The 18,936-nt window shown below is 75.6% G+C and carries 24 protein-coding genes; 12 read left to right on the top strand and 12 right to left on the bottom strand.

What is annotated here, in order from left to right; all coding sequences use genetic code 11:
- The first annotated feature begins 125 nt into the window (after window positions 1–125).
- Window positions 126–1,133 (top strand): TerC family protein, encoded by a 1,008-nt coding sequence (locus tag ACIBPC_RS04225; RefSeq protein WP_398841139.1) that lies wholly within the window; start codon window positions 126–128, stop codon window positions 1,131–1,133.
- A gap of 292 nt (window positions 1,134–1,425) precedes the next feature.
- Here ACIBPC_RS04225 and ACIBPC_RS04220 read toward each other — a convergent pair whose 3' ends face one another.
- Window positions 1,426–1,995 (bottom strand): superoxide dismutase family protein, encoded by a 570-nt coding sequence (locus ACIBPC_RS04220; RefSeq protein ID WP_398841136.1) that lies wholly within the window; start codon window positions 1,993–1,995, stop codon window positions 1,426–1,428.
- Window positions 1,996–2,212: 217 nt separating this feature from the next.
- Between ACIBPC_RS04220 and ACIBPC_RS04215 the strand changes: the two genes are divergently transcribed.
- The gene (locus ACIBPC_RS04215; protein WP_362962587.1) at window positions 2,213–2,875 is read left to right on the top strand and encodes a VTT domain-containing protein; all 663 of its coding nucleotides are present in this window, start codon (window positions 2,213–2,215) and stop codon (window positions 2,873–2,875) included.
- A gap of 12 nt (window positions 2,876–2,887) precedes the next feature.
- Here the strand turns inward: ACIBPC_RS04215 and ACIBPC_RS04210 are convergent, their stop codons facing one another.
- Window positions 2,888–3,715 (bottom strand): SAM-dependent methyltransferase, encoded by an 828-nt coding sequence (locus tag ACIBPC_RS04210; protein ID WP_398841134.1) that lies wholly within the window; start codon window positions 3,713–3,715, stop codon window positions 2,888–2,890.
- 167 nt (window positions 3,716–3,882) lie between these two features.
- On the opposite strand from ACIBPC_RS04210, the gene ACIBPC_RS04205 reads away from it, so the two are divergent.
- Window positions 3,883–4,287, top strand: coding sequence for a hypothetical protein (locus ACIBPC_RS04205; protein ID WP_362962583.1), 405 nt, complete (start codon window positions 3,883–3,885; stop codon window positions 4,285–4,287).
- On the opposite strand, the gene ACIBPC_RS04200 is transcribed toward ACIBPC_RS04205, so the two are convergent.
- Window positions 4,268–5,173 (bottom strand): pyridoxal-phosphate dependent enzyme, encoded by a 906-nt coding sequence (locus ACIBPC_RS04200; protein ID WP_362962581.1) that lies wholly within the window; start codon window positions 5,171–5,173, stop codon window positions 4,268–4,270. The two genes, ACIBPC_RS04205 and ACIBPC_RS04200, sit on opposite strands and share 20 nt — an antisense overlap.
- 169 nt (window positions 5,174–5,342) lie before the next feature.
- Here ACIBPC_RS04200 and ACIBPC_RS04195 point away from each other — a divergent pair, with 169 nt between their 5' ends.
- Entirely contained in the window at window positions 5,343–5,606 is a 264-nt protein-coding gene (locus ACIBPC_RS04195) for a hypothetical protein (RefSeq protein WP_362962579.1), read from the top strand.
- Here the strand turns inward: ACIBPC_RS04195 and ACIBPC_RS04190 are convergent.
- Both ACIBPC_RS04190 and ACIBPC_RS04185 read right to left on the bottom strand, forming a co-directional pair.
- Complete coding sequence (locus ACIBPC_RS04190) at window positions 5,563–5,997, bottom strand: hypothetical protein (RefSeq protein ID WP_398841131.1); 435 nt, start codon at window positions 5,995–5,997, stop codon at window positions 5,563–5,565. The genes ACIBPC_RS04195 and ACIBPC_RS04190 overlap by 44 nt on opposite strands.
- A 59-nt stretch (window positions 5,998–6,056) precedes the next feature.
- Entirely contained in the window at window positions 6,057–6,371 is a 315-nt protein-coding gene (locus ACIBPC_RS04185) for an STAS domain-containing protein (RefSeq protein ID WP_362962575.1), read from the bottom strand.
- Window positions 6,372–6,617: 246 nt separating this feature from the next.
- Between ACIBPC_RS04185 and ACIBPC_RS04180 the strand changes: the two genes are divergently transcribed.
- The 5 genes from ACIBPC_RS04180 (at window position 6,618) to ACIBPC_RS04160 (ending at window position 10,485) form a co-directional block, all read left to right on the top strand.
- Window positions 6,618–7,232 (top strand): HD domain-containing protein, encoded by a 615-nt coding sequence (locus ACIBPC_RS04180; protein WP_398841130.1) that lies wholly within the window; start codon window positions 6,618–6,620, stop codon window positions 7,230–7,232.
- Window positions 7,233–7,321: 89 nt separating this feature from the next.
- Window positions 7,322–7,741, top strand: a complete 420-nt coding sequence (locus tag ACIBPC_RS04175; protein WP_398841129.1) for a hypothetical protein — start codon at window positions 7,322–7,324, stop codon at window positions 7,739–7,741.
- Window positions 7,734–8,066: a glyoxalase superfamily protein gene (locus tag ACIBPC_RS04170; protein WP_398841127.1), complete on the top strand. Its 333-nt coding sequence runs from the start codon at window positions 7,734–7,736 to the stop codon at window positions 8,064–8,066. The genes ACIBPC_RS04175 and ACIBPC_RS04170 overlap by 8 nt, the downstream gene beginning before the upstream one ends.
- Window positions 8,067–8,160: 94 nt before the next feature.
- Window positions 8,161–9,666 (top strand): PH domain-containing protein, encoded by a 1,506-nt coding sequence (locus ACIBPC_RS04165; RefSeq protein WP_398841125.1) that lies wholly within the window; start codon window positions 8,161–8,163, stop codon window positions 9,664–9,666.
- Window positions 9,667–9,729: 63 nt separating this feature from the next.
- Entirely contained in the window at window positions 9,730–10,485 is a 756-nt protein-coding gene (locus ACIBPC_RS04160) for a phosphotransferase (RefSeq protein WP_398841124.1), read from the top strand.
- A 1-nt stretch (window position 10,486) separates the two neighbouring features.
- Here ACIBPC_RS04160 and ACIBPC_RS04155 read toward each other — a convergent pair whose 3' ends face one another.
- Complete coding sequence (locus ACIBPC_RS04155) at window positions 10,487–11,269, bottom strand: aminotransferase class IV family protein (RefSeq protein ID WP_398841122.1); 783 nt, start codon at window positions 11,267–11,269, stop codon at window positions 10,487–10,489.
- Between the two features lie 113 nt (window positions 11,270–11,382).
- On the opposite strand from ACIBPC_RS04155, the gene ACIBPC_RS04150 reads away from it, so the two are divergent.
- Both ACIBPC_RS04150 and ACIBPC_RS04145 read left to right on the top strand, forming a co-directional pair.
- Window positions 11,383–12,582, top strand: coding sequence for an MFS transporter (locus ACIBPC_RS04150; RefSeq protein ID WP_398841120.1), 1,200 nt, complete (start codon window positions 11,383–11,385; stop codon window positions 12,580–12,582).
- Window positions 12,579–13,190, top strand: coding sequence for a TetR/AcrR family transcriptional regulator (locus ACIBPC_RS04145; RefSeq protein WP_398841118.1), 612 nt, complete (start codon window positions 12,579–12,581; stop codon window positions 13,188–13,190). Before ACIBPC_RS04150 ends, ACIBPC_RS04145 begins: the two co-directional genes overlap by 4 nt.
- On the opposite strand, the gene ACIBPC_RS04140 is transcribed toward ACIBPC_RS04145, so the two are convergent.
- Window positions 13,138–14,046, bottom strand: coding sequence for an oxidoreductase (locus ACIBPC_RS04140; protein ID WP_362962556.1), 909 nt, complete (start codon window positions 14,044–14,046; stop codon window positions 13,138–13,140). The genes ACIBPC_RS04145 and ACIBPC_RS04140 overlap by 53 nt on opposite strands.
- 88 nt (window positions 14,047–14,134) lie before the next feature.
- Between ACIBPC_RS04140 and ACIBPC_RS04135 the strand changes: the two genes are divergently transcribed.
- Entirely contained in the window at window positions 14,135–15,133 is a 999-nt protein-coding gene (locus ACIBPC_RS04135; protein WP_398841117.1) for a DUF5937 family protein, read from the top strand.
- A 27-nt stretch (window positions 15,134–15,160) separates the two neighbouring features.
- On the opposite strand, the gene ACIBPC_RS04130 is transcribed toward ACIBPC_RS04135, so the two are convergent.
- From ACIBPC_RS04130 to ACIBPC_RS04110, 5 genes are read right to left on the bottom strand one after another with little or no spacing between them, the layout of a single operon-like run.
- Window positions 15,161–15,550 carry a RidA family protein gene (locus tag ACIBPC_RS04130; RefSeq protein ID WP_398841115.1) on the bottom strand — a complete coding sequence of 130 codons (390 nt, stop codon included), beginning with the start codon at window positions 15,548–15,550 and terminating at the stop codon, window positions 15,161–15,163.
- A gap of 18 nt (window positions 15,551–15,568) precedes the next feature.
- Window positions 15,569–16,219: a transcriptional regulator gene (locus ACIBPC_RS04125; protein WP_398841114.1), complete on the bottom strand. Its 651-nt coding sequence runs from the start codon at window positions 16,217–16,219 to the stop codon at window positions 15,569–15,571.
- The gene (locus tag ACIBPC_RS04120) at window positions 16,216–17,382 is read right to left on the bottom strand and encodes a pyridoxal-phosphate dependent enzyme (protein WP_398841112.1); all 1,167 of its coding nucleotides are present in this window, start codon (window positions 17,380–17,382) and stop codon (window positions 16,216–16,218) included. The genes ACIBPC_RS04125 and ACIBPC_RS04120 overlap by 4 nt, the downstream gene beginning before the upstream one ends.
- Window positions 17,383–17,435: 53 nt before the next feature.
- Window positions 17,436–18,275 (bottom strand): cytochrome c oxidase assembly protein, encoded by an 840-nt coding sequence (locus ACIBPC_RS04115; RefSeq protein WP_398841111.1) that lies wholly within the window; start codon window positions 18,273–18,275, stop codon window positions 17,436–17,438.
- Window positions 18,275–18,799 carry a DUF2243 domain-containing protein gene (locus tag ACIBPC_RS04110; protein ID WP_398841110.1) on the bottom strand — a complete coding sequence of 175 codons (525 nt, stop codon included), beginning with the start codon at window positions 18,797–18,799 and terminating at the stop codon, window positions 18,275–18,277. Before ACIBPC_RS04110 ends, ACIBPC_RS04115 begins: the two co-directional genes overlap by 1 nt.
- Window positions 18,800–18,936: the final 137 nt, after the last annotated feature.

Here is an 18,936-nt window from a genome sequence, read left to right as displayed (position 1 = left end):
GTGACCTGCGGTTCTCCACCCGCCGCACCGCCGACGCGAGCCGCTTTTACCGCGCCTTTACCTGCCTTTGGTCATCCTCATACCGTTGCTGTCGCACCTCACAGAATCACAGAGAGGAATCCGGGTTGGACGTCTCCCTCACCGTATGGACGCTCACGGTCGTCGGGCTGTGCGCGCTCATCGCGGCCGACTTCTTCATAGGCGGGCGCAAGCCGCATGAAGTCTCGCTCAAGGAGGCGGGCACCTGGACGGTCGTCTGGGTCGTCCTCGCCGTGCTCTTCGGCACGGGTCTGGCGCTCTGGGGGAACGGGCAGGCCTCCGGGGAGTTCTTCGCGGGCTATGTCACCGAGAAGTCCCTCAGCGTCGACAACCTCTTCGTCTTCGTGCTGATCATGGCGAAGTTCGCGGTCCCGACGATCTACCAGCAGCGCGTGCTGATGATCGGCGTGCTGATCGCGCTCGTGCTGCGCGCCGGCTTCATCGCCGTCGGCGCCGCCGCGATCAGCGCCTTCGCCTGGGTCTTCTTCCTCTTCGGCGCCTTCCTCATCTGGACCGCCTGGAAGCTCATCCAGGAGGCGCGGGCCGACGAGGACGACGAGGACTGGGAGGAGGGCCGCATGATGAAGGCCGTCCAGCGACGGCTGCCCTCCACCGACACCTGGCACGGCACCAGGCTGTTCATCCGCGAGAACGGCAGGCGGCTGGCGACGCCGATGCTGATCGTCATGCTGGCGATCGGCCTCACGGACGTCCTCTTCGCGGTGGACTCGATCCCGGCAATCTTCGGCCTGACCCAGGACCCGTACATCGTCTTCACGGCGAACGCCTTCGCGCTGATGGGCCTGCGGCAGCTGTACTTCCTCATCGCCGGGCTGCTGAAGAAGCTGGTCCACCTGTCGTACGGCCTGTCGGTCATCCTCGGCTTCATCGGCGTGAAGCTGGTCCTGCACGGCCTCCACGAGACGACGGACCTGCACGTCCCGGAGATATCCATCCCGGTCTCGCTGGGCGTCATCTGCGGTGTGCTGGTCGTCACGACGCTCACCAGCCTGGCGGCGTCGAGGAAGGCGGAGGCGGCGGAGGCTGCGGAGGGCGAGCCCGAGCCGGCCGCGAAGGCGGACGCCCGGGACTGAGCCCGCCCCGTCCGGCCCCGCGTCCTCGCCGGGGCAGGACGGGCCTCTGTCCGCCCCACGCGGGATCCAGGCTGTCCCGGGACGGGGCCCCGGCCTCCTGGACGCCACGGCCGCGAGCGCGGGGAACTGCCGGTCGACGACCGGCCCGGCCCGGGATCCGGCACGGACGGCACACGGTGCGGGCCCGACCCGGCCCGGAGCCGGTGGCGACGGGTTGCGGGTTCGAATCCCGCACCGGCGCCGCCCGCCGGGCCCGTGGTCCGCGCGGGGGCGCGGACCACGGGGTGGCGGCCTACTCCGCGCCCGCGAAGGGGACGGTGAAGCACGCCAGGCGGTCGCCCGCCGCGCCGCCGTGGCCGGTCGCGTGCTCGTGCAGCACGACCGAGGCCGCGCCGCCCTCGCGGAAGACCCAGTTCTTCGGCGCCACCGCGCTGCCGGAGCCCTCCCCGCCCGCCGTGAAGTCGAGCCACACCTCGTTCTCCTCGGTGGCGGCCCCCGGCACGTTCTGGTAGTGGGGCCCCGACGACGCCGGGTCGGCCCCGCACGGCTCGGTGTGGACGTGGGCGCCGTACGTCCTGCCGGGCACCACGCCGCCCACGAACAGGTCGATCACCATCCGGTCGCCGGTGATCCGCTGCCCGACACGGATGTGCGACCCCGCCGGGACGAGCGCCTCGTCGTACGTCACCGCCGCCGGGACCTCGCCCCCGCCGCCGACCGGCCCGAACTCCCCCTTGGCGCGCAGCCAGTGCTCCGCCTCCCCGGCGCCGCCGCCCCCCGCCGCCCCGGCGGGCGCCGCGGCCCCGCCCAGGGCGAGCATCGCCGCCGTCGCCACCACACCGCTCGTGACCAGTGCCTTCACCGCTGCTCCTCGTGCTCGTCGGACTGTCGTCCGCCACCACACTGCCCAGCCCCGCCATGAGATCCCCGCCACACGCACCCATGTGCACCGGGTGGGGGACGCGGGCGTACGCTTTACGGCGGAACCATCACGTTCGATCGCGCGTCCTACAGGGACACGCGGCCCACCCCGGCGAAAGCCGGGAGACAGGGGCGGAAGCGGAAAGACGGGGAACGCTGTGCAGGACACCTTGGGGATACTGCTCTACGCACCCTGGATCTACGTCGTCGTGGCGCTGTCCATCCTGCTGGACGTGTTCGTCCCCGTCCTGCCCAGTGGCGCCCTGGTGGTGGCCGCCGCCACCGTCGCCGCCGGTACCGCGGCGGACGTCGCGGGACTTCCCGGACCCGGCGCGAACACCCATCTCCCGCAACTGTTCCTGCTGGGCGTGTGCGCCACGACCGCTTCCATCGCGGGTGACCTGCTCGCGTACGTCGCCGCGCTGCACGGCGGGCGGCGCTTCGACGGCGCCATCTCCCGTTCGCGGCGCCTGTCCACCGCGCAGCAGCGCCTGGAGTCCGCGCTCAAGCGCGGCGGCGGCTTCCTCGTCGTGCTGGCGCGCTTCGCGCCCGCGGGGCGTGCCGTGGTGAGCCTCGGCGCCGGGGTGTCGGGCCGCCGCAAGCGGGACTTCCTGCCGTGGTCGGCGCTGGCGGCCGTCGTCTGGACCGTCTACAGCGTGGGGATCGGCTACCTCGGCGGACAGTTGCTCGGCGCCAGCTGGATCAGCACCGGCCTCTCCGTGCTGGCGCTGGTGGTGGCGGGGATCGTCGCGCTGCGGCTGCTGCGCCCCGTCCCGGCCGTCCAGGCGCCGGAGTCCTCTCCCCCGGCGCCCCTCGCCTGATCCCCGCCCGCGCTACGCAACGCGGCCGATACCGCCGTACCAGGACACGTTCGCCGGGTCGGGCCGCTCCGCCTCGGGCACGGTGCTGCGCCAGTCGGAGACGACCTGCACGCCCGGCTCCACGAGGTCGAGCCCGTCGAAGAACGTGGTGAACCGCTCCTTCGTCCGCAACGTCAGCGGCACGCCCTGCGCGCGGTACGAGCGCTGCACGCCCATCGCCTCCTCCGGCGCGATGTCGGCGGTGGCGTGCGACAGGATGAAGTGGCTGCCCGGCACGACCGCCTCGCGCAGCGTCCGCACGATCCCGGCCGGGTCCTCCTCGTCGGCGACGAAGTGCAGTACCGCGACGGCGAGGACGGCGACCGGCTGCGAGAAGTCGATCAGCGAGGTCGTCACCGGGTTGTCCAGGATGGCGTGCGGGTCGCGGATGTCGCCCTGGATGACGGCGGTGCGCTCGTCCATGGCGAGCATCGCGCCGCCGTAGACGAGGACGATCGGGTCGTTGTCCACGTACACGACGCGGGACTCGGGCTCGACGGCCTGCGCGACCTGGTGGACGTTCTCCGCCGTGGGCAGCCCGGAGCCGAGGTCGAGGAACTGCCGGATGCCCGTCTCGCGCACCAGGTGCCGCACGGCGCGGCCGAGGAACTTGCGGTTCTCGCGCGCGGCCGTGCGCAGCATCGGGAAGGCGCCGAGGGCCTTCTCGGCGGCCTCGCCGTCCACCGAGTAGTGGTCCTTCCCGCCGAGCAGGTAGTCGTACATGCGGGCGGAGTGCGGCTGGTCGGTCCGCAGGTCGATGGGCGAGTCGTTGAAGTACTCCCCGGTGGTGTCGTCGCTCACAGGCGTCTCCGTCCGTCACTTCGGCCCCCTGCGGGCCGCACAAGTCAACTGGCCGCAGACTAATGTGTGTTGAAAGCGCATGTCAGGGCGCCCCCGGCTACCGGGCGCGCGGTGGACGGCCACGCGCCCACCGCCGGGGCGTCCGCGCCGCGTGAGAGCCTGCGCGCGTGAACGTACGCGCTCCCGTCTCGCCCAACCTCACCCCGGCGGGGCGGATACCGTCCGTCCTGCGCTTCCTGACCGAGCTGACCGCCTGGACGGCGACGGCCTGGGCCCTCGCCGGACGGTCCCCCGTCCTGGCCGCCGCGGCGGTCGTGGTCCTCGTCGCCCTGCCCACCGTCTTCGCGACGCCGGGCGACAAGCCGAACGTGCTCGTCCCGGCGCCGGGGCCGGTGACCGTCGCGCTGGTGGTGCTGCACCTGGCGGCCGCCGTCGTCGCGGCCTGGGCCGCGTGGCCGCCCGCGGTGGCGGTGGCGGTGAGCGCGCTGGCCGCCGCGACGGCCGTGCTGGAACTCCCGCGCTGGCGCTGGCTGGCCGGCGCCCGCCGGCCGGTCAGTCCGGCGGGCCCGTGACGACGACCGTGACCCGCGTGCCGGGCGGCAGCAGCGGCCCGCCCGCCAGCCGGTGCACCGCGAACAGGGCCTTGGCGACGTACCGCCGCTCCACGCGCAGCCCGTGCCGCGCCTCGAAGGCGGCGGCGAATCGTTCCAGCTCGGGCGGCACCCGCCCGTAACCCCCGCCGTGGTGGCCGTGGTCGATCGCCCAGTTCCCCGACGTACGGCCCCAGGCCGCCGTCTGGAGGCGCGCCACCTCGCCCTCCAGGTATCCGGCGCCGCGCAGGGCCGCCACGCCCAGCGCGCGGGCGCCGGGCGGCAGCCCGGCCGCTATCCCGGCGAGCGTGCCGCCCGTGCCCACGGCGCAGCACACGACGTCCCGCGGCCCGAGGCCGGTCAGCTCCGCCGCCGTCTCCGCCGCGCCCCGCGCCGCCAGGGCGTTGGAGCCGCCCTCGGGGACGACCCAGCAGCGGCCGTGGGCGCGCCGCAGCTCGTCCCGCACGGCGGGGTCGTCCAGCCCGTCCCGCAGGCGCCGGTAGTCGGCGCGGGAGACGAACGCGAGCCGCATCCCGTGCGCCTCGGCCGCCGCGAGCGACGGGTTGCGCGGGCGGGCGGCCAGCTCGTCGCCCCGTATGACGCCGACGGAGGCGGGCCCCACGGCCGCGGCGACGGCGGCGATGTGGTGCGAGTACGCGCCGCCGAACGTGAGAACGCGGCTGTGCCCGGCCTCGGCGGCGGCCCGCAGGTTGGGCATCAGCTTGCGCCACTTGTTGCCCGGCACGCGGTCGCTGATCAGGTCGTCACGCTTGAGGCGCAGCTCGACGCCCGCCCGGGACAGCGCCGGGTCGGACAGCGGCGTCAGGGGCGACGGCAGCGACGGCGCGAGCGCCGGGACGGTCAGCATCGGGGCCACTCTAGGAACGCGCGGGGCGGGCGGCGACGGCGGGCCCGCGCCCGTTCAGTCATCCGTGCGAGACGTCCCTCGTAAGCCGCACTGCGCGACCGTTCGTCACTGAGCGACTACAGAGCGGGAAACCCTGAGGGAAAGCGCTTCCAGCAGAGTGGAGCCAGCCATGAAGTCCGATCTCCCCGCACCCTCCGACATCGTCCGCACGGCGAAGACCTACGCGACCGACCTCGTCGAACGCGTCCTCGCGACCTTCGTCGTCGCCGCGGGCGGCGTGGCCGTCGCGGCCGGGCCCGCCGACATGTTCTCGGCCAGTTTCTGGGAAACGGTCGGCGCCGCCGGGATCGCGGCGGCCGGGTCCCTGGTGAAGGGCCTCGCCGCCCGCGTCACCGGCGACCGGAACAGCGCGAGCGCCGCCCGCGGCGTCTGACCCCCGCGGGCCCCTCCCCCTCCGCCGCGCCGGGCAGTTCCCCGACGCGGGCCACGGCCGCGCCCGTCCGGGGGCACGACCAGACGGCCTCGCCGTCCCGCACGGCGGCGGCGAGCGGGTGGGTGTCCGGGTGCGCCGGGCAGACCGGCCAGACGGCCGGGAGCCCGGCGCCCCACAGGGCCTCGACGGCCCACTCCTGCACCTGGTCCGCCAGGTCGGCGAGCCGTTCGCCGGGCCGCGTGCCGCACGGCTCGTTCAGCCCGGCGCCGCTGCCGTCCGGCGCGTACAGCGTCAGCCAGGAAGCCTCGCGGCGGACCACAGGCCGTACGGCGCACTGCGCGTCGATGTCCCGCAGGACGGCGGCCAGTTCCTCGTCCAGTTCCTCTTCCACGGCACGGATTCTCCCGCGCCGCGCGGGCGGACGGTCCCCCGTTTCCCGTCCGCGCGCCGTCAGAGGGCGATCCGCCCGGGTGTCACCGGGAGTTCGGCCAGCCGCAGCAGCTTCTCCGGCTGGGGCCGCCAGCCCCGGGCGAGGACGACCCGGCCGCGGAGCAGGTCCCCGGTCTCCAGCCTGCACGCCAGGCGCAGCCCGGCGAGGTCCATGAACGGGACTCCGGCCATGTCCAGTACGACCGGTCCCGTGGAGTCCGGGAGCCGGGTGAGGGCTTCCTCGATGTCGGGCAGGGTGTCGAAGTCGAGTTCGCCGCGAGGCGCCAGGACGACGCTGTCGTCGGTCGCCGTCATGGTGAACGTGAAGTCGTGCATGCCGCTTTCCCCCTTCCATGAGGGGCGGCCCAGAAACGCGGACCCGCGGCCCGCAGTTACAGCACGCGGTTCGGCACCGCGCACGGTCCGGCGCTCCCGTCCCGGCGGGCGGCCACCCTGACACCGTGGCCGCGTACCGGGGCCGTCGCGGCCCGGACTGAGCTACATCAGCTGCCCAGCGTCCCACGGGACGGCCGGGCGTATCAACCATGGAGGACGCGGACCGGCCTCCGCTAGGGTGCGCGCATGATCGTTCCCGACGCCGACGAGATCCGCGCGCTGCACGAGCGGCACGCGCCGTCGCGGGAGGCGTTCGCGCTGGTCCACGGGCACTGCGTGCTCGTCCTCGCCGTCGCCGACGACCTCCTGGAGCGGCGCGCGGCCCCGGTGGACACGGCCCTGGTGCGCGCCGGCTGTCTGCTGCACGACATCGGCGTGTACCGCCTCTACGCCCCCGACGGGACGCTCGACCACGCCCGGTATGTCCGCCACGGGCTGCTGGGCGAGGAGCTGCTGCGCGCCGAGGGGTATCCGGAGGAGCTGTGCCGGATCGCGTCGCACCACACGGGGGTCGGGATCACGCGTGAGGAGGTCGTCGGCCGGGCCCTGCCGCTGCCGCCGCGCGACTTCCTGGCGGAGACGGCGGAGGAGCGGCTGGTGATGTACGCCGACAAGTTCCACACGAAGTCGGACCCGCCCTCGTTCCTGACGGCCGACGAGTACGCGTCGCGGGTGCGGCGCTTCGGGGAGGGGAAGGTGGCGGGGTTCGCGTCGCTGCGGGCCGAGTTCGGCACACCGGACATCTCCGCCCTGGCGGCCCGCCACGCCCACCCCGTGGACGTCCCCGTCCCCCGTCCTTGATCCTGGCGGCACGGGAGCGGATTCCTCCGGCCGGAGAAGGTCCGCGACAGATTCGACGTCCGGTCCGAGGGAACGCACGGAGGCCCCGCATGACCACCCCCTACCGGTTCCGGCACATCTCGGGTCCCTGGGGCCTGCGCGTCGATCTGACCGCCACCAGTTCCGAAGCGGCGGCGGCGGACGGCGGGGCCGCGGGCGAGGCGGTCGCGCCCGGCGTACGCCTCGACGTCCGCGACCCCGACGCCACGGCCGAGGACAGGGAGCAGCTCGCGCACGGCCTGCGGTACGCCGCGCCCCACATCCGGGAAGCGGTCGGGGGGCGCGCCGTGACGGTGACGGTCGAGCGGATCGCCTACCCCCTCACCGACTACCAGCCGGAGGCGGCGGCCCTCGCCCTCACGGGCTGGGCGGCCGGGCACTTCGGCTTCCCGCCGCTCCCGGCCACCGTCACGTTCCGAGGGCCGTCCGAGGGCTACGCGGTCCGCCTGGGAGGATGCGGGGATGGATGAGCAGGTCATTCCGGTCCTCCGTGTCGCGGACGCCTCGGTGGCGGTCGCGTGGTACGGGCGGCTGGGGTTCGCCGAGCAGTGGCGGCACCGCTTCGGGCCGGGGTTCCCGGCGTTCGCCGAAGTCGCCAGGGGCGAGGTCCGGTTGTTCCTGTCGGAGCACGAGGGCGACGCCCGTCCCGGCACGCTGGTCCACCTCCGTGTGCGGGATGTCGACGCCGTGGCCGCCGAGTTCGGGGCGCGGGTGGAGGAGGCGCCCTGGGCGCGGGAGTTCGAGCTGACCGATCCCGACGGCAACCGGCTCAGGATCGGCACGCCGACGGAGTGACGCGCGGTGCCGTCCGACCGGCAGCGATCCGCGCGTTTTCCTTGCCGGAAACACCACATGAACCGGCAGGGCCGCACGGAAGAGGATGGGCTTCATGGACATGACCCGGCAGGTGATCTGTCGCTCCCGGCGTTCCCGTGCCCTGTGGGCCTGGGCGGCGGTCGGCGCCGCCGTGGCCGTCCTGGCGGCGGTGGGCGCGGTGCGCAGTGGCGTCGGCAGCGACTTCGGCCTCGCGTGGGCGTTCACGAGTGCGGTCGCCCTGCTGGCCGCCTTCATGTGCGCGTACGTCGCCGTGGCGCGCGTCGACGCGGACGCGGAGGGCCTGAGCGTCCGCACACCGCTGCGCCGCCGCCGCGTCCTGTGGCGCGATGTCGCCGACATCGGCGTCTACGTGCACGAAGGACGGCACGGCGAGACGTACCGCAGCACCGTCGTCCTGCTGCGCGGCGGGCGCCGCGTGCGCCTGCCGCTGCCGCACGACGGCGGCGGCAGGGACCGCGCCGGCTTCCTGGCCACGGTGGACGCGCTCCGGGCGCTCCACCGCCGCCACGGCGCGCCGGAGGCGGCGGACCACGTGCCGGTCGTCTCCTACGCCACGGCCGGGCGCGGCTCGGCCCTGGCGGCGGGTACGTGCGCGCTGCTGCTGGCGGCGGCCGTGACGGCGGCGTGGTTCGTGCCGGACGCCGAGGCGGGGCGGGAGGCGTGGCGGGCGGCCGTCCCGTGCGCCGCCGGGGAGTTCGGCGACTGCGTGTCGGTGGAGGACGCCGTGGTCGAGGAGGTGGACGAGGGCTCGTCGCGCAGCGGCGGCGCGCTGCACCTCGGGGACACGTGGGGGCGCGTCACCGTGTCGCACGAGGCCGCCGGGCATTTCTCGGCCGGTCAGCGCGTCGAACTGACCGTCTGGCGCGGCCAGGTGAAGGAGATCGCCCGGGAGGGGTACGTGTGGCGCGACCACACGCCGGGCGGCGGGGACGTCGCGGCCGTCGCGATCGTGCTCGCCCTGGGGGCGGGCCTGCCCGGCGGCGTGGTGGTGCAGCGGCGCAGGGCGCGCGGCCTGCCGGCCGACGACTTGATCCCGTCGCCGTACCCGCTGTGGATCGCGCTCGGCGGCACGGCGGTGTGGCTGCTGCCGCTCGGCTACCTGCACCCGCTCGACGCGTTCGGCTCGCCGGGGACGGCCGCCTGGGCGGCGGGGGGCGTGGCGGTGACGGCGGCGCTGTCCGCCTGGGCCTGGCGCGCGTCGCGCGTCAGGACGCCGGGGGCGGTCGCGGCTGACGCGCCGGAGGGCGGGCCGGTCTTCCTGGCCGCCCGCTTCCTTGAGCACACCGACTACAACCCGCACCACTTCGGCACCCATGTCTTCCTGGGCGTCGGCGGCCCCGCCGTGACGCCGCACCACGGGCCCGGCATGTTCGCGGCGAAGCGGATACCCGTCGAGCGGCTGACGGTGACGGCGGTGCGGCGCGCCCGGGGCGGGGACCCCGTGCCGAGTGGCTGGCACGTCGCCGAACTCGACGACGCCGGGCGGCCCGTACGCCTCGCCGCCGCGCCGGACGACCTGGTTCGCATCGTCCGCGCGCTGGAGCGGGCGGGCGGCTGACGGCTGACGGTCCGGGCGATATTCCGGCGACGGGGGCGGCCGTCGCGGGAATACTGGCCGCCCATGGATGAGGTCGAAGTCGTCGTCGCCCACTCGGAGCGCGCCACCCTGCGCGTCGGCGACGTGTTCCTGAAGGTGGACGCCGACCAGGCGCGCACCGCCACCGAGGTCGAGGCGATGGCCCTGGCGCCCGTCCCGACGCCCGAGGTCCTGTGGCGCAGGCCGCCCGTCCTCGCGATCGCGGCGGTCACCGGGACGGCGCTCGGCCGCCTCGGCGAGCCGTCGCCCGCGTCCCCGGCGGCGTGGGCGGCGGCGGGCGCGGCCGTACGGAGGCTGCACGAGGCGCCGTTGCCGCCGTGGCAGGGGCGGGGTGGGTGGGGCGGCCGGGATACCGGCGCGCTGGCCGCCCGACTGGACGCGGAGTGCGCGGCGTTGGTGTCGGACGGCGTGCTGCCCGACGGCCTGGTCGCCCGCAACCGCCAGGTCGCCGAGGCCGTGTTCCGCCCGCGGACCCCGGTGTTCACCCACGGCGACCTCCAGCTCACCCACGTCTTCACCGAGGACGACGCCGTCACCGGCATCATCGACTGGTCCGAAGCGGGCCCGGGGGACGCCCAGTTCGACCTGGCCACCCTCACGCTCGGCCACGAGGCGCGCCTGGACGACGTCGCCGCGGGCTACGGGCCGGGGGTGGACCCCGACGCGGTCCGCGGGTGGTGGTCGCTGCGGAGCCTGCTGAACGTCCGCTGGCTGGCCGCGCACGGCTTCGACCCGTTCGCGCCCGGCTGCGAGGTGGACGTGCTGAGGGCCCGGATGTGAGTCAGGCGAGCGGGTCGGCCGGGATCGCCAGGTACGCGGCGCGCAGCGCATCGAGGACCGGGTGGTCCGCCGGGAAGTCCCGGCCGTCCACGCCGCCGACCGGCCGCACGCCGAACGAGCTGTTCGTCGCGAACGCCGCCTCCATCCCGGCCAGTTCCGCCGCCGGGACCGGCCTGACGGTGTGCGGGTACGCGCGCTGGAGCAGCGTCATCGTCACGCCGGGCAGGACCCCGGCGCGCGGCCAGACGACGCCGCGCCCGTCGAAGAACCCGGCGTTCCACGTCGTGCCCTCCGAGACGTTCCCCGCGCCGTCCACGAACAGCGCGTCGTCCCAGCCCGCGAGGCGCGCCGCCCGCCGCTCGTGCAGCTGCCCGAAAAGACCGGTGTGCTTCACCTCGGGCACGTCCCGCTGGAACCGCGCCGTCCGCACCCGCAGCGGGCCCGCCGCGCCGTCCCCGGCGGGCCTGGTGGTCACCAGGAGGTGCGGCTCCGCCCGCCGGTGCGTGCTGCCGAGGTCCAGCGCCGGGTCGTAGACGGTGACGCGCAGCACGTACGCGCCGCCGCCCGCGCCGCGCACCGCCGCGCCCGCGAACTCCCGTACGCGCTCCGGGTCGAGGTCCGCGCCGAAGACCGCGCGGCAGTCCCGTACGAGCCGCTCCAGGTGGAGCGCGAGCCCGCGCACCCGGCCGTCCGTCACGTACATGCTCGTGTAGTGCCCGTAGTTGGTGAGCCCGAGCGCCGCCAGTTCTTCCGGCGCGGCAGGGCGGCCGTCGAGGAGGACCATCCCGGCAGTCTGCCGCACGCGCCGGGCCGTTGCCGTCCGGATTCCGCCAGCGCCCGCCCCCGGCGCCTTGGTGAGCTGGTGCGCGCACATGCCCCCCGACCCAGGACGACACCATGCACACCGCACAACTGACGCCGCCCCGTTCCCCGTTCGCCGGCTGGGCGGCGGTCGGGGCCGTGACGGCGGGGATCTTCGCCCTCGTCACGTCCGAGATCCTGCCCATCGGCCTGCTGACGGCGATCGGCGCCGACCTCGGCGTCTCGGACGGCACGGCGGGCCTGATGATGACGATGCCCGGCCTCCTCGCCGCCGTCTCCGCGCCGCTGGTCACGGTGGCGACGGCCCGGACCGACCGCCGCGTGCCGCTGTGCGCGTTCGCGCTGCTGCTGGCGGCGGCCGACTTCCTCACGGCGGTGGCGCCCGGCTTCGGGACGGTCCTCGTCGCGCGCGTCCTGGTGGGCGTCACCATCGGCGGCTTCTGGTCGGTCGGCGCGGGACTGGCGCGCCGCCTCGTACCGGCCGCGTCCGCCGGGCGGGCGACGGCGGTGGTGTTCGCGGCCGTGCCGCTGGGGTCCGTGCTGGGCGTGCCGCTCGGCACGCTGATCGGGGACGCGGCCGGGTGGCGGACCGCGTTCGCCGTCATGGGGTGCCTGTCCGCCGGGGTGCTGGCGGCGCTGTGCGCGGCGCTGCCGCCGCTGCCGCCTGAGCGGGCGACGGACCTGCGGGTGCTCGCCGGGTTGCTGCGGACGAGCGGGACGCGGTACGCGCTGCTCGTGACGTTCCTGGTCGTGCTGGCGCACTTCGGCGCGTACACGTACGTCGCGCCGTTCCTCGAGGAGGTCGCCGGGATGGGCGGCGGCCAGGTCACGGCGGCGCTGTTCCTGTACGGCGCGGCGGGGATCGCGGGCCCGTTCGCGGGCGGTGCGCTCGCCGCGAGGCGTCCGCACGCGGCCATGGGCGCGGCGGCGGGGGTGGTCGCTGCGGCGGCGCTGCTGCTGCCGCTCGTCGGGCGGTGGCCGGTGGGGGCGGTGGTGCTGCTGGTGGTGTGGGGGGCGGCGTACGGGGCCGTGCCGGTGTGCTCGCAGACGTGGTTCGCGCGGGCGGCGCCGCACGCGGTGGAGGCGTCGTCGGTCGTGTTCACCGCCTCGTTCCAGGGCACCATGGCCTGCGCCGCCCTGGCGGGCGGGGTGGCCGTGGACCGGTGGTCCCCGTCGGCGGTGATGGTCCTGGGCGGCGTGACGGCCGTCCTGGCGCTGCTCGTCGTACGGGCGCACCACGGCCTGTACCGACGCGTACGTACGATGGCCGGGTGAGCACCGCAGACCGTCTCGTCGAGAGCACCCGCGAACTCCTGTGGGAACGCGGCTACACCGGCACCAGCCCCAAGGCCATCCAGCAGCGCGCCGGGGCCGGGCAGGGCAGCATGTACCACCACTTCACCGGCAAGCCCGACCTCGCGCGCGCCGCGATCGAGCGCACCGCGGCCGAGATGCGCGCGGCGGCCGAGGCGCAGTTCGCCGCGCCCGGCACGGCCGTCGAGCGCGTCACGGCGTACCTGCGGCGTGAGCGCGACGTCCTGCGCGGCTGCCCGATCGGGCGCCTGACGCAGGACCCGGACGTGATGGCGGACGCGTCGCTGCGCGCGCCCGTCGAGGAGACCCTCGGCTGGCTGCGCGGGCGGCTGGCCGAGGTCCTGGAGGAGGGGCGGGCACGCGGTGAGCTGGACCCGGCGCTTGACGTGCGGGCCACGGCCGCCGCGCTCGTCGCGGTCCTGCAGGGCGGCTACGTCATCGCGCGCGCCGAGGGCTCGGCCGAGCCGTTCGCGCAGGCGGTGACGGGCGCGCTCGGGCTGCTGGCGGGGGCCGCCGTCACTCCCCCGCCCGGTGGACGGCCTCCAGCGCGGCCAGTTCCTCCGCGCTGAGCCGCAGCGACGCCGCCGCGACGTTGGCCGCCAGGTGGGCGAGGTCGCCGGTGCCGGGGATGGCGAGGACGTGCGGGCCGCGGTGCAGCGTCCACGCGAGGCGCAGCTCCGCCGTGCCGACGCCGTGCGCCCGCGCGACGGCGGCCAGCGCCGGGTCCTCCGCGCCGCCGCGCCCGTACTGCCCGCCGGTGGCCGCGATCGAGTAGAACGGCACGTACGCGATGCCCTGTTCGCCGCAGGCGCGCACGAAGTCGTCGTGGTCGGGCCGTATGCCGATGCCGTACCGGTTCTGCACGCAGACGACGGGCGCGACGGCCTGGGCCTCGGCGAGCTGGTGGGGGTGGACGTTCGACAGGCCGAGGTGCCGGATCAGCCCCGCCTGCCGCAGGTCGGCGAGCGCGCCGAAGCGTTCGGCGACCGAACCGGTGCCGTTGACACGCAGGTTGACGACGTCGAGGTGGTCGCGGCCGAGCTGGCGGAGGTTCTCCTCGACCTGGCCGCGCAGCTCGGCGGGGCCCGCGTGGGCGGTCCAGTCGCCCGCCGGGCCGCGCGCGGGGCCGACCTTGGTGGTGATCACCAGGTCGTCGGGGTAGGGGGCGAGGGCGGTGTTGATCAGCTCGTTCGCGGAGCGCAGCGGGGAGAAGTAGAACGCGGCGGTGTCGATGTGGTTGACGCCGAGGTCACGTGCGCGGCGCAGGACGGCGACGGCCTGGGAACGGTCGCGGGGCACCGCGTCGGGCACGAGCGCGGGCCCCGTCTGCGGCAGGCGCATGGCGCCGAACCCGAGGCGGTTGACGGTGCGGTCGCCGAGCCGCCAGGTCCCGGCGGCGTCGGCGGTGAGGGTGTGCTGGGTCATGGCGGGGATCATCCGTCCCGCCCGGCCCCGTGGCCCACTCGTTAAGGTATGGGTGAATCCATCGGGGCGACGGGGTGGGGGTGACGGGATGGCCGCGCGGGCCGAGCTGGCGTTCTCGGCGGACGACCTGGCGCGCGTGCGCTTCGCCGTGTCGCCGATGTGGGAGGTCGGGCCGAGCCTGCGGCTCCTCGCGTCGCGCCGCGCGCACCCCGTGCACCGGCCGTGGACCGAGCAGGTACGGCCCCGGCTGGCCGCCGCCGGGCTCGACCGGGGGTGGCTGGCCGGGCTGGTCCCGGCGGCGGGGTACGTGCCGGACTTCCTGAACCCCGCCCCCGACGGGCCGCACCCCGCGCTGGCCGGGGAGCTGGCCCGTATCCGCGCCACCCCGGCGGCCCGCGTCCGGGCGGAACTCGACCGGATGGCCGGCGAACAGGGGCGCCCGGGGCCCCGGCTGCGCGCCCTCCACGCGGACCCGGCCGCCTGCCTGCCGTCCGTCACCGACGAGATCGAGGCGTACTGGGAGCTGGCACTCGCGCCCTACTGGGCGCGCATCCGGGCGGTGCTCGACGCCGACGTGCTGCACCGCGCCCGGCAGGTGACCGAGCACGGCGCGGGTCACCTCCTGGGCGACCTCCACGCGTCGGTGACGTGGGACAACAGCGTGCTGCGGCTGGCCAGCCGGCGCGCGGCGCTGTCGCGGAGCACGGCGGGCCCGGGGCTGCTGCTCGTGCCGTCGGTCTTCACGGGGCCTGGACCGTTCACGCGCGTGACGCCGCCGGAGCCGCCGCAGCTCACGTACCCCGCCCGGGGCACGGGGACGCTGTGGGAGGCGCGGCCCGTGACCGGGGCGGCGGCCCTCGCGGGCGTCCTGGGGCGTACGCGGACGGCGCTGCTGACCGGGCTCGACTCCCCCGCGTCCACCACCGGACTCGCCCGCAGGACGGGCCTGTCCGCCGCCCGGGTGTCGCAGTGCCTGACGGCGCTGCGCGACGCGGGGCTCGTCAGCGCGCACCGGGCGGGCCGCAGCGTGCTGTACGCGCGGACGGCGGCCGCCGAGGCGCTGCTGGCGGCCGCGTCCGCGCGCTGACGCCCCCCCCGGGTCGGGGGTCGGGGGTCAGGGGATCGCCGCCTCCGCCTCGATCTCGACGCGTACGCCGTGGTGCAGCGAGGCGACGCCGACGACCGCGCGGGCCGGGGGCGGGCAGGGGCCGAGCCAGTCGGTGTAGACGCGGTCGAACGCGGGCCAGTCGCCGATGTCGGTGACGTAGACGCGGACCTTGGTGAGGTGCTCGCGGTTCGCGCCCGCCGCGGCGAGGCAGGCGTCGAGGTTGGCGAGCACGCGGCCCACCTGCTCGGCGAACGGCCGGTCGGCGAGCGGCTGTCCGTCCGGGGTGACGGGCAACTGGCCGGAGATGTGGACGGTCCTGGCACCGGCCGGGACGGTGACGGTGTGCCGGTAGTGGCCCCCGGGGCGGTTGAGGCCCGCCGGGTGGTCGGTCGTCATGGGAGGTGGATCCCCTTCTCAGCGCAGGTAGTTGTAGACGGTCGCCCGGGAGACGCCCAGGAGGTCGGTGAGGGTCGGGACGGCGTGCTTGACCTGGAGGTGGCCGCGCTCCTTGAGGGAGCGGACGAGCGCCTGCCGCGCCGCGGCGTCGAGCCCGCGCGGCGTGGTCCCGCGTGCCGCAGCGAACTCCTCGACCAGCGCGCGCAGTTCACCGGCGGTGCGGCTGCTCAGCGTCTCCTCGACGGGCATCCCGGCGTCCTCGGTGGCGACGAGGCGGGCCAGGCTCCGCGAGACGGTGGCGAAGAGCGAGACGTCCAGGTTGAGGCAGATGGCGGCGATGTAGACGCCCGCGCTGTTGCGGATGCCGATGGAGGTGCTCTTGGCGGGGCGGCCGTCCGGGAAGCGGTTGGGGTAGTTCTGGAGGACGTCCGGATAGCCGGGGTCCTCGATGCGGGCGAGGCCGAGTTCGGTGGCCGGGTCGCCGACGGCCCGTCCCGAGAGGTTGTTCTCGATGGCGCGGACGGCGTGCTCGGGGTCGCGCAGGTCGTGGAGGACCACCTCGCACAGGCCGGGGAACGTGCGGCCGAGCGCCGTGACGATCTTCTCCGCCTCGCGCAGCAGCAGGGCGTCCTCGGCGCCGGTGTCCGCGCCGCCGCCGGTGCCCGTCACGCGGCGGCGTCCTCGGTGAACAGCCCAGCCATCGTGCCCGCCGCCTTGAGCCCCGAGCCGGTCAGGACGACGGCCGTCGTCTCCCCGGCGCGGAGGTCGCCGCGTTCCGCGAAGACGCGCACGGCCGCGGCGGCGGTGGCGCTCGTCGGCTCGGCATAGAGCCCGGCCGCCGCCAGGCCGCGCAGGGCGGCGGCGATGTCCGCCTCGGGGATCGCGGCGGTGGCGCCGCCGGAGCGGCGGACGGCGGCGACCACCTCCGGCAGCCGCACGGGCTCGCGGATGGCCGTGCCCTCGGCGATCGTCGGCCCGAACGGCGGGACGGGCACGCCCCGTACGGCCGCGTCGAGCGGCGCGCAGGCGGCGGGCTGGGCGACGAGCAGCCGGGGCAGGCGCGGGATCAGCCCGGCGGCGAGGAGTTCGGAGAAGCCGAGGTCGAGGCCGAGGACGATGCTGCCCGCCCCGGCCGGGGTGACCACGGCGTCGGGGGCGGTGAAGCCGAGGTCCTCCCACAGCTCGTACGCGAGGGTCTTGGTGCCCTGGAGGAAGTAGGGGTGCCAGTTGTGGCCGGCGTACGGGACGCGTTCCGAGCGGCGCAGGGCCTCGGCCGCCGTGGCGTCCCTGGCGCCGGGCACGGCCGTGATGCGCGCGCCGAACGCCCTGGTCTGGAGGACCTTGGCCGCCGAGGTGCCCTCGGGCACCAGGATCTCGGCGGCTATCCCGGCGGCGGCGCAGTAGGCGGCGACGGCCGAGCCGCCGTTGCCCGAGCTGTCCTCCACGACCTCGGTCACGCCGTGCGCGGCCAGCGCGGAGATCATCACACTGGCGCCCCGGTCCTTGAAGCTGCCGGTGGGGTTGAACCACTCCAGCTTGAACCGGACGGGCACCCCCGCCCACTCCCGCGCCACCAGCGGCGTGACGCCCTCCCCCAGGCTGACCGGCGCCGTCCCGGCGGGCAGCGGCAGGGCGGCGCGGTAGCGCCACAGGGAGCGCGTGCCGCTGTCGATGCGCTCCGGCGCGGGCGCGGGCAGCGGGGGAACGGTCAGCGGCGCGCCGTCGTCGCCCCGCCACCGCAGCGCGTCGAGCGGGTACGTCCGCCCGGACCGCTGGTCGAGGAGGCGGACCGCCCCCGTGTCCGGCGCGCCGGACGGCTCCTGGACTCCCATGGCACACACTCCTCCCGCCGGTGGCGTGGGTCGCCCACCGGCCGTCGGACACTTTATCCAGTCTTGGACAGACTGTAAAACGAGGGGCGCCCGGCGGGCCGGGGACGGCGCGCGGGGCGCCAGGTGGCCACGAGGGCGGCGGCCAGCAGCAGTTCGGCGATGTCGCCGCCGTAGTACATGAGCTCGGCGCCGCCCCGCACCTCGGCGACGGGCGCGTGGACGCGCGTCCAGTAGCCGCCGTACATCAGCTGGGACACCACGGCGTGCAGCGCGATGGCGCAGCCGAGCCAGACCAGGCGCGCACGGACACCCGGCCGCGCCGGGGCGGGGTCCGGCCCGGCGATGACGTACGCGAACAGGCATCCGGCGGCGAGGAAATGGAGGTGCAGCAGCCAGTGCCCCGGCGGCCGGGACGCGAGGGTGTCGTACAGCGGCGTGAAGTACAGCGGCACAAGGGTGCCGGTGGACAGCAGCCAGGCCGTCGCCGGGTGCGCGAGCCCCCGGGCGGGGCGGCTGTGCAGCGCGGCCGTCAGCTTCCTGGCGCGCGGGGCGGGCAGGGTGCGCAGCAGCAGGGTGACGGGGGCGCCGAGCACCAGGGCCAGCGGTGCGTACATGCCGATCAGCAGGTGCTGGAGCATGTGGCCGCGGAAGTCGGCGTGGGCGAACGGCGCGAGCGGCGGCAGCAGTGCGGCGCCCAGCAGGGCGACGCCCGCAGTGAAGCTCGCCGTGCGCCGGCCGCTCCAGCCGAGGGCGGGGTTGCGGCGCCTGGCGCGCTGGGCGAGACGGAGGAAGCAGGCGAGGCACAGCAGCAGGACCAGGGCGGTCAGCACGGGGGCGAGCAGGTCGCCGTACGCCGCGTGCCCCGGGGCGGGGTGGTGCGGGTCGCGGTCCATCAGGCGGTCCGCGCCCGGCCGCCGCGCTGGAGCAGGTAGCCGCCCGCGACCAGCAGGGCGCCGAGGACGAGGAAGCCGATGTCCCACCAGACCTGGCCGTCACCGGCGTAGACGTGGTGGATGCCGAGGATGTGGTGGTCCAGGACGCCCTCGACCAGGTTGAACAGCCCCCACCCCACCAGGACCCACCCCCACAGCACGCGCGAGGTCCACACCCGCCGCCGTTCCCGGGTGACGCGGGAGTACAGGACCGCCAGTCCGAGCAGCACGGCGAGCCAGCAGACCGTGTGGAAGAAGCCGTCCCACACGGTGTTCATCTCCAGGCCGGAGACGGTGTCCGGGTCGTAGTACTTCACGCCGATGTGGTCGGTGTCCGTGCTGCTGAGCATGTGGTGCCACTGGAGCAGCTGGTGCAGCAGGATGCCGTCGACGAAACCGCCGAGCCCCACCCCCAGCACGATCCCCGGCAGCCGGAGGCTGACGGGCTCCGCGCCCGCCCGTACGTCGGCCCCGGTGGTGGCCATGGCTGTCTCCGTCCCGTCGGCTCCGTCGGATGCGGGTCTCCCGGCGTGTGCGGGGTTCTCAGCGTGTGGGGGCCGGCCCGCCGGGACGGGCGCGGCCGCGCGGCGACACGCGGGTTTCCCACGCCTGGGCTACCCCG

It is taken from the genome of Streptomyces sp. NPDC049879, assembly GCF_044461265.1.
Taxonomy (GTDB): domain Bacteria; phylum Actinomycetota; class Actinomycetes; order Streptomycetales; family Streptomycetaceae; genus Streptomyces.
This window is presented reverse-complemented; position numbering and strand designations above follow the sequence as displayed.

Bases quoted from the DNA above. Each gene is read 5' to 3' on its own strand.
- ACIBPC_RS04120 (WP_398841112.1), bottom strand. From the start codon at position 17,382: ATGGGAGTCCAGGAGCCGTCCGGCGCGCCGGACACGGGGGCGGTCCGC.
- ACIBPC_RS04165 (WP_398841125.1), top strand. From the start codon at position 8,161: ATGGACATGACCCGGCAGGTGATCTGTCGCTCCCGGCGTTCCCGTGCC.
- ACIBPC_RS04135 (WP_398841117.1), top strand. From the start codon at position 14,135: ATGGCCGCGCGGGCCGAGCTGGCGTTCTCGGCGGACGACCTGGCGCGC.
- ACIBPC_RS04155 (WP_398841122.1), bottom strand. From the start codon at position 11,269: ATGGTCCTCCTCGACGGCCGCCCTGCCGCGCCGGAAGAACTGGCGGCG.
- ACIBPC_RS04180 (WP_398841130.1), top strand. From the start codon at position 6,618: ATGATCGTTCCCGACGCCGACGAGATCCGCGCGCTGCACGAGCGGCAC.
- ACIBPC_RS04150 (WP_398841120.1), top strand. From the start codon at position 11,383: ATGCACACCGCACAACTGACGCCGCCCCGTTCCCCGTTCGCCGGCTGG.
- ACIBPC_RS04175 (WP_398841129.1), top strand. From the start codon at position 7,322: ATGACCACCCCCTACCGGTTCCGGCACATCTCGGGTCCCTGGGGCCTG.
- ACIBPC_RS04195 (WP_362962579.1), top strand. From the start codon at position 5,343: ATGAAGTCCGATCTCCCCGCACCCTCCGACATCGTCCGCACGGCGAAG.
- ACIBPC_RS04110 (WP_398841110.1), bottom strand. From the start codon at position 18,799: ATGGCCACCACCGGGGCCGACGTACGGGCGGGCGCGGAGCCCGTCAGC.
- ACIBPC_RS04170 (WP_398841127.1), top strand. From the start codon at position 7,734: ATGGATGAGCAGGTCATTCCGGTCCTCCGTGTCGCGGACGCCTCGGTG.
- ACIBPC_RS04140 (WP_362962556.1), bottom strand. From the start codon at position 14,046: ATGACCCAGCACACCCTCACCGCCGACGCCGCCGGGACCTGGCGGCTC.
- ACIBPC_RS04200 (WP_362962581.1), bottom strand. From the start codon at position 5,173: ATGCTGACCGTCCCGGCGCTCGCGCCGTCGCTGCCGTCGCCCCTGACG.
- ACIBPC_RS04160 (WP_398841124.1), top strand. From the start codon at position 9,730: ATGGATGAGGTCGAAGTCGTCGTCGCCCACTCGGAGCGCGCCACCCTG.
- ACIBPC_RS04130 (WP_398841115.1), bottom strand. From the start codon at position 15,550: ATGACGACCGACCACCCGGCGGGCCTCAACCGCCCCGGGGGCCACTAC.
- ACIBPC_RS04115 (WP_398841111.1), bottom strand. From the start codon at position 18,275: ATGGACCGCGACCCGCACCACCCCGCCCCGGGGCACGCGGCGTACGGC.
- ACIBPC_RS04185 (WP_362962575.1), bottom strand. From the start codon at position 6,371: ATGCACGACTTCACGTTCACCATGACGGCGACCGACGACAGCGTCGTC.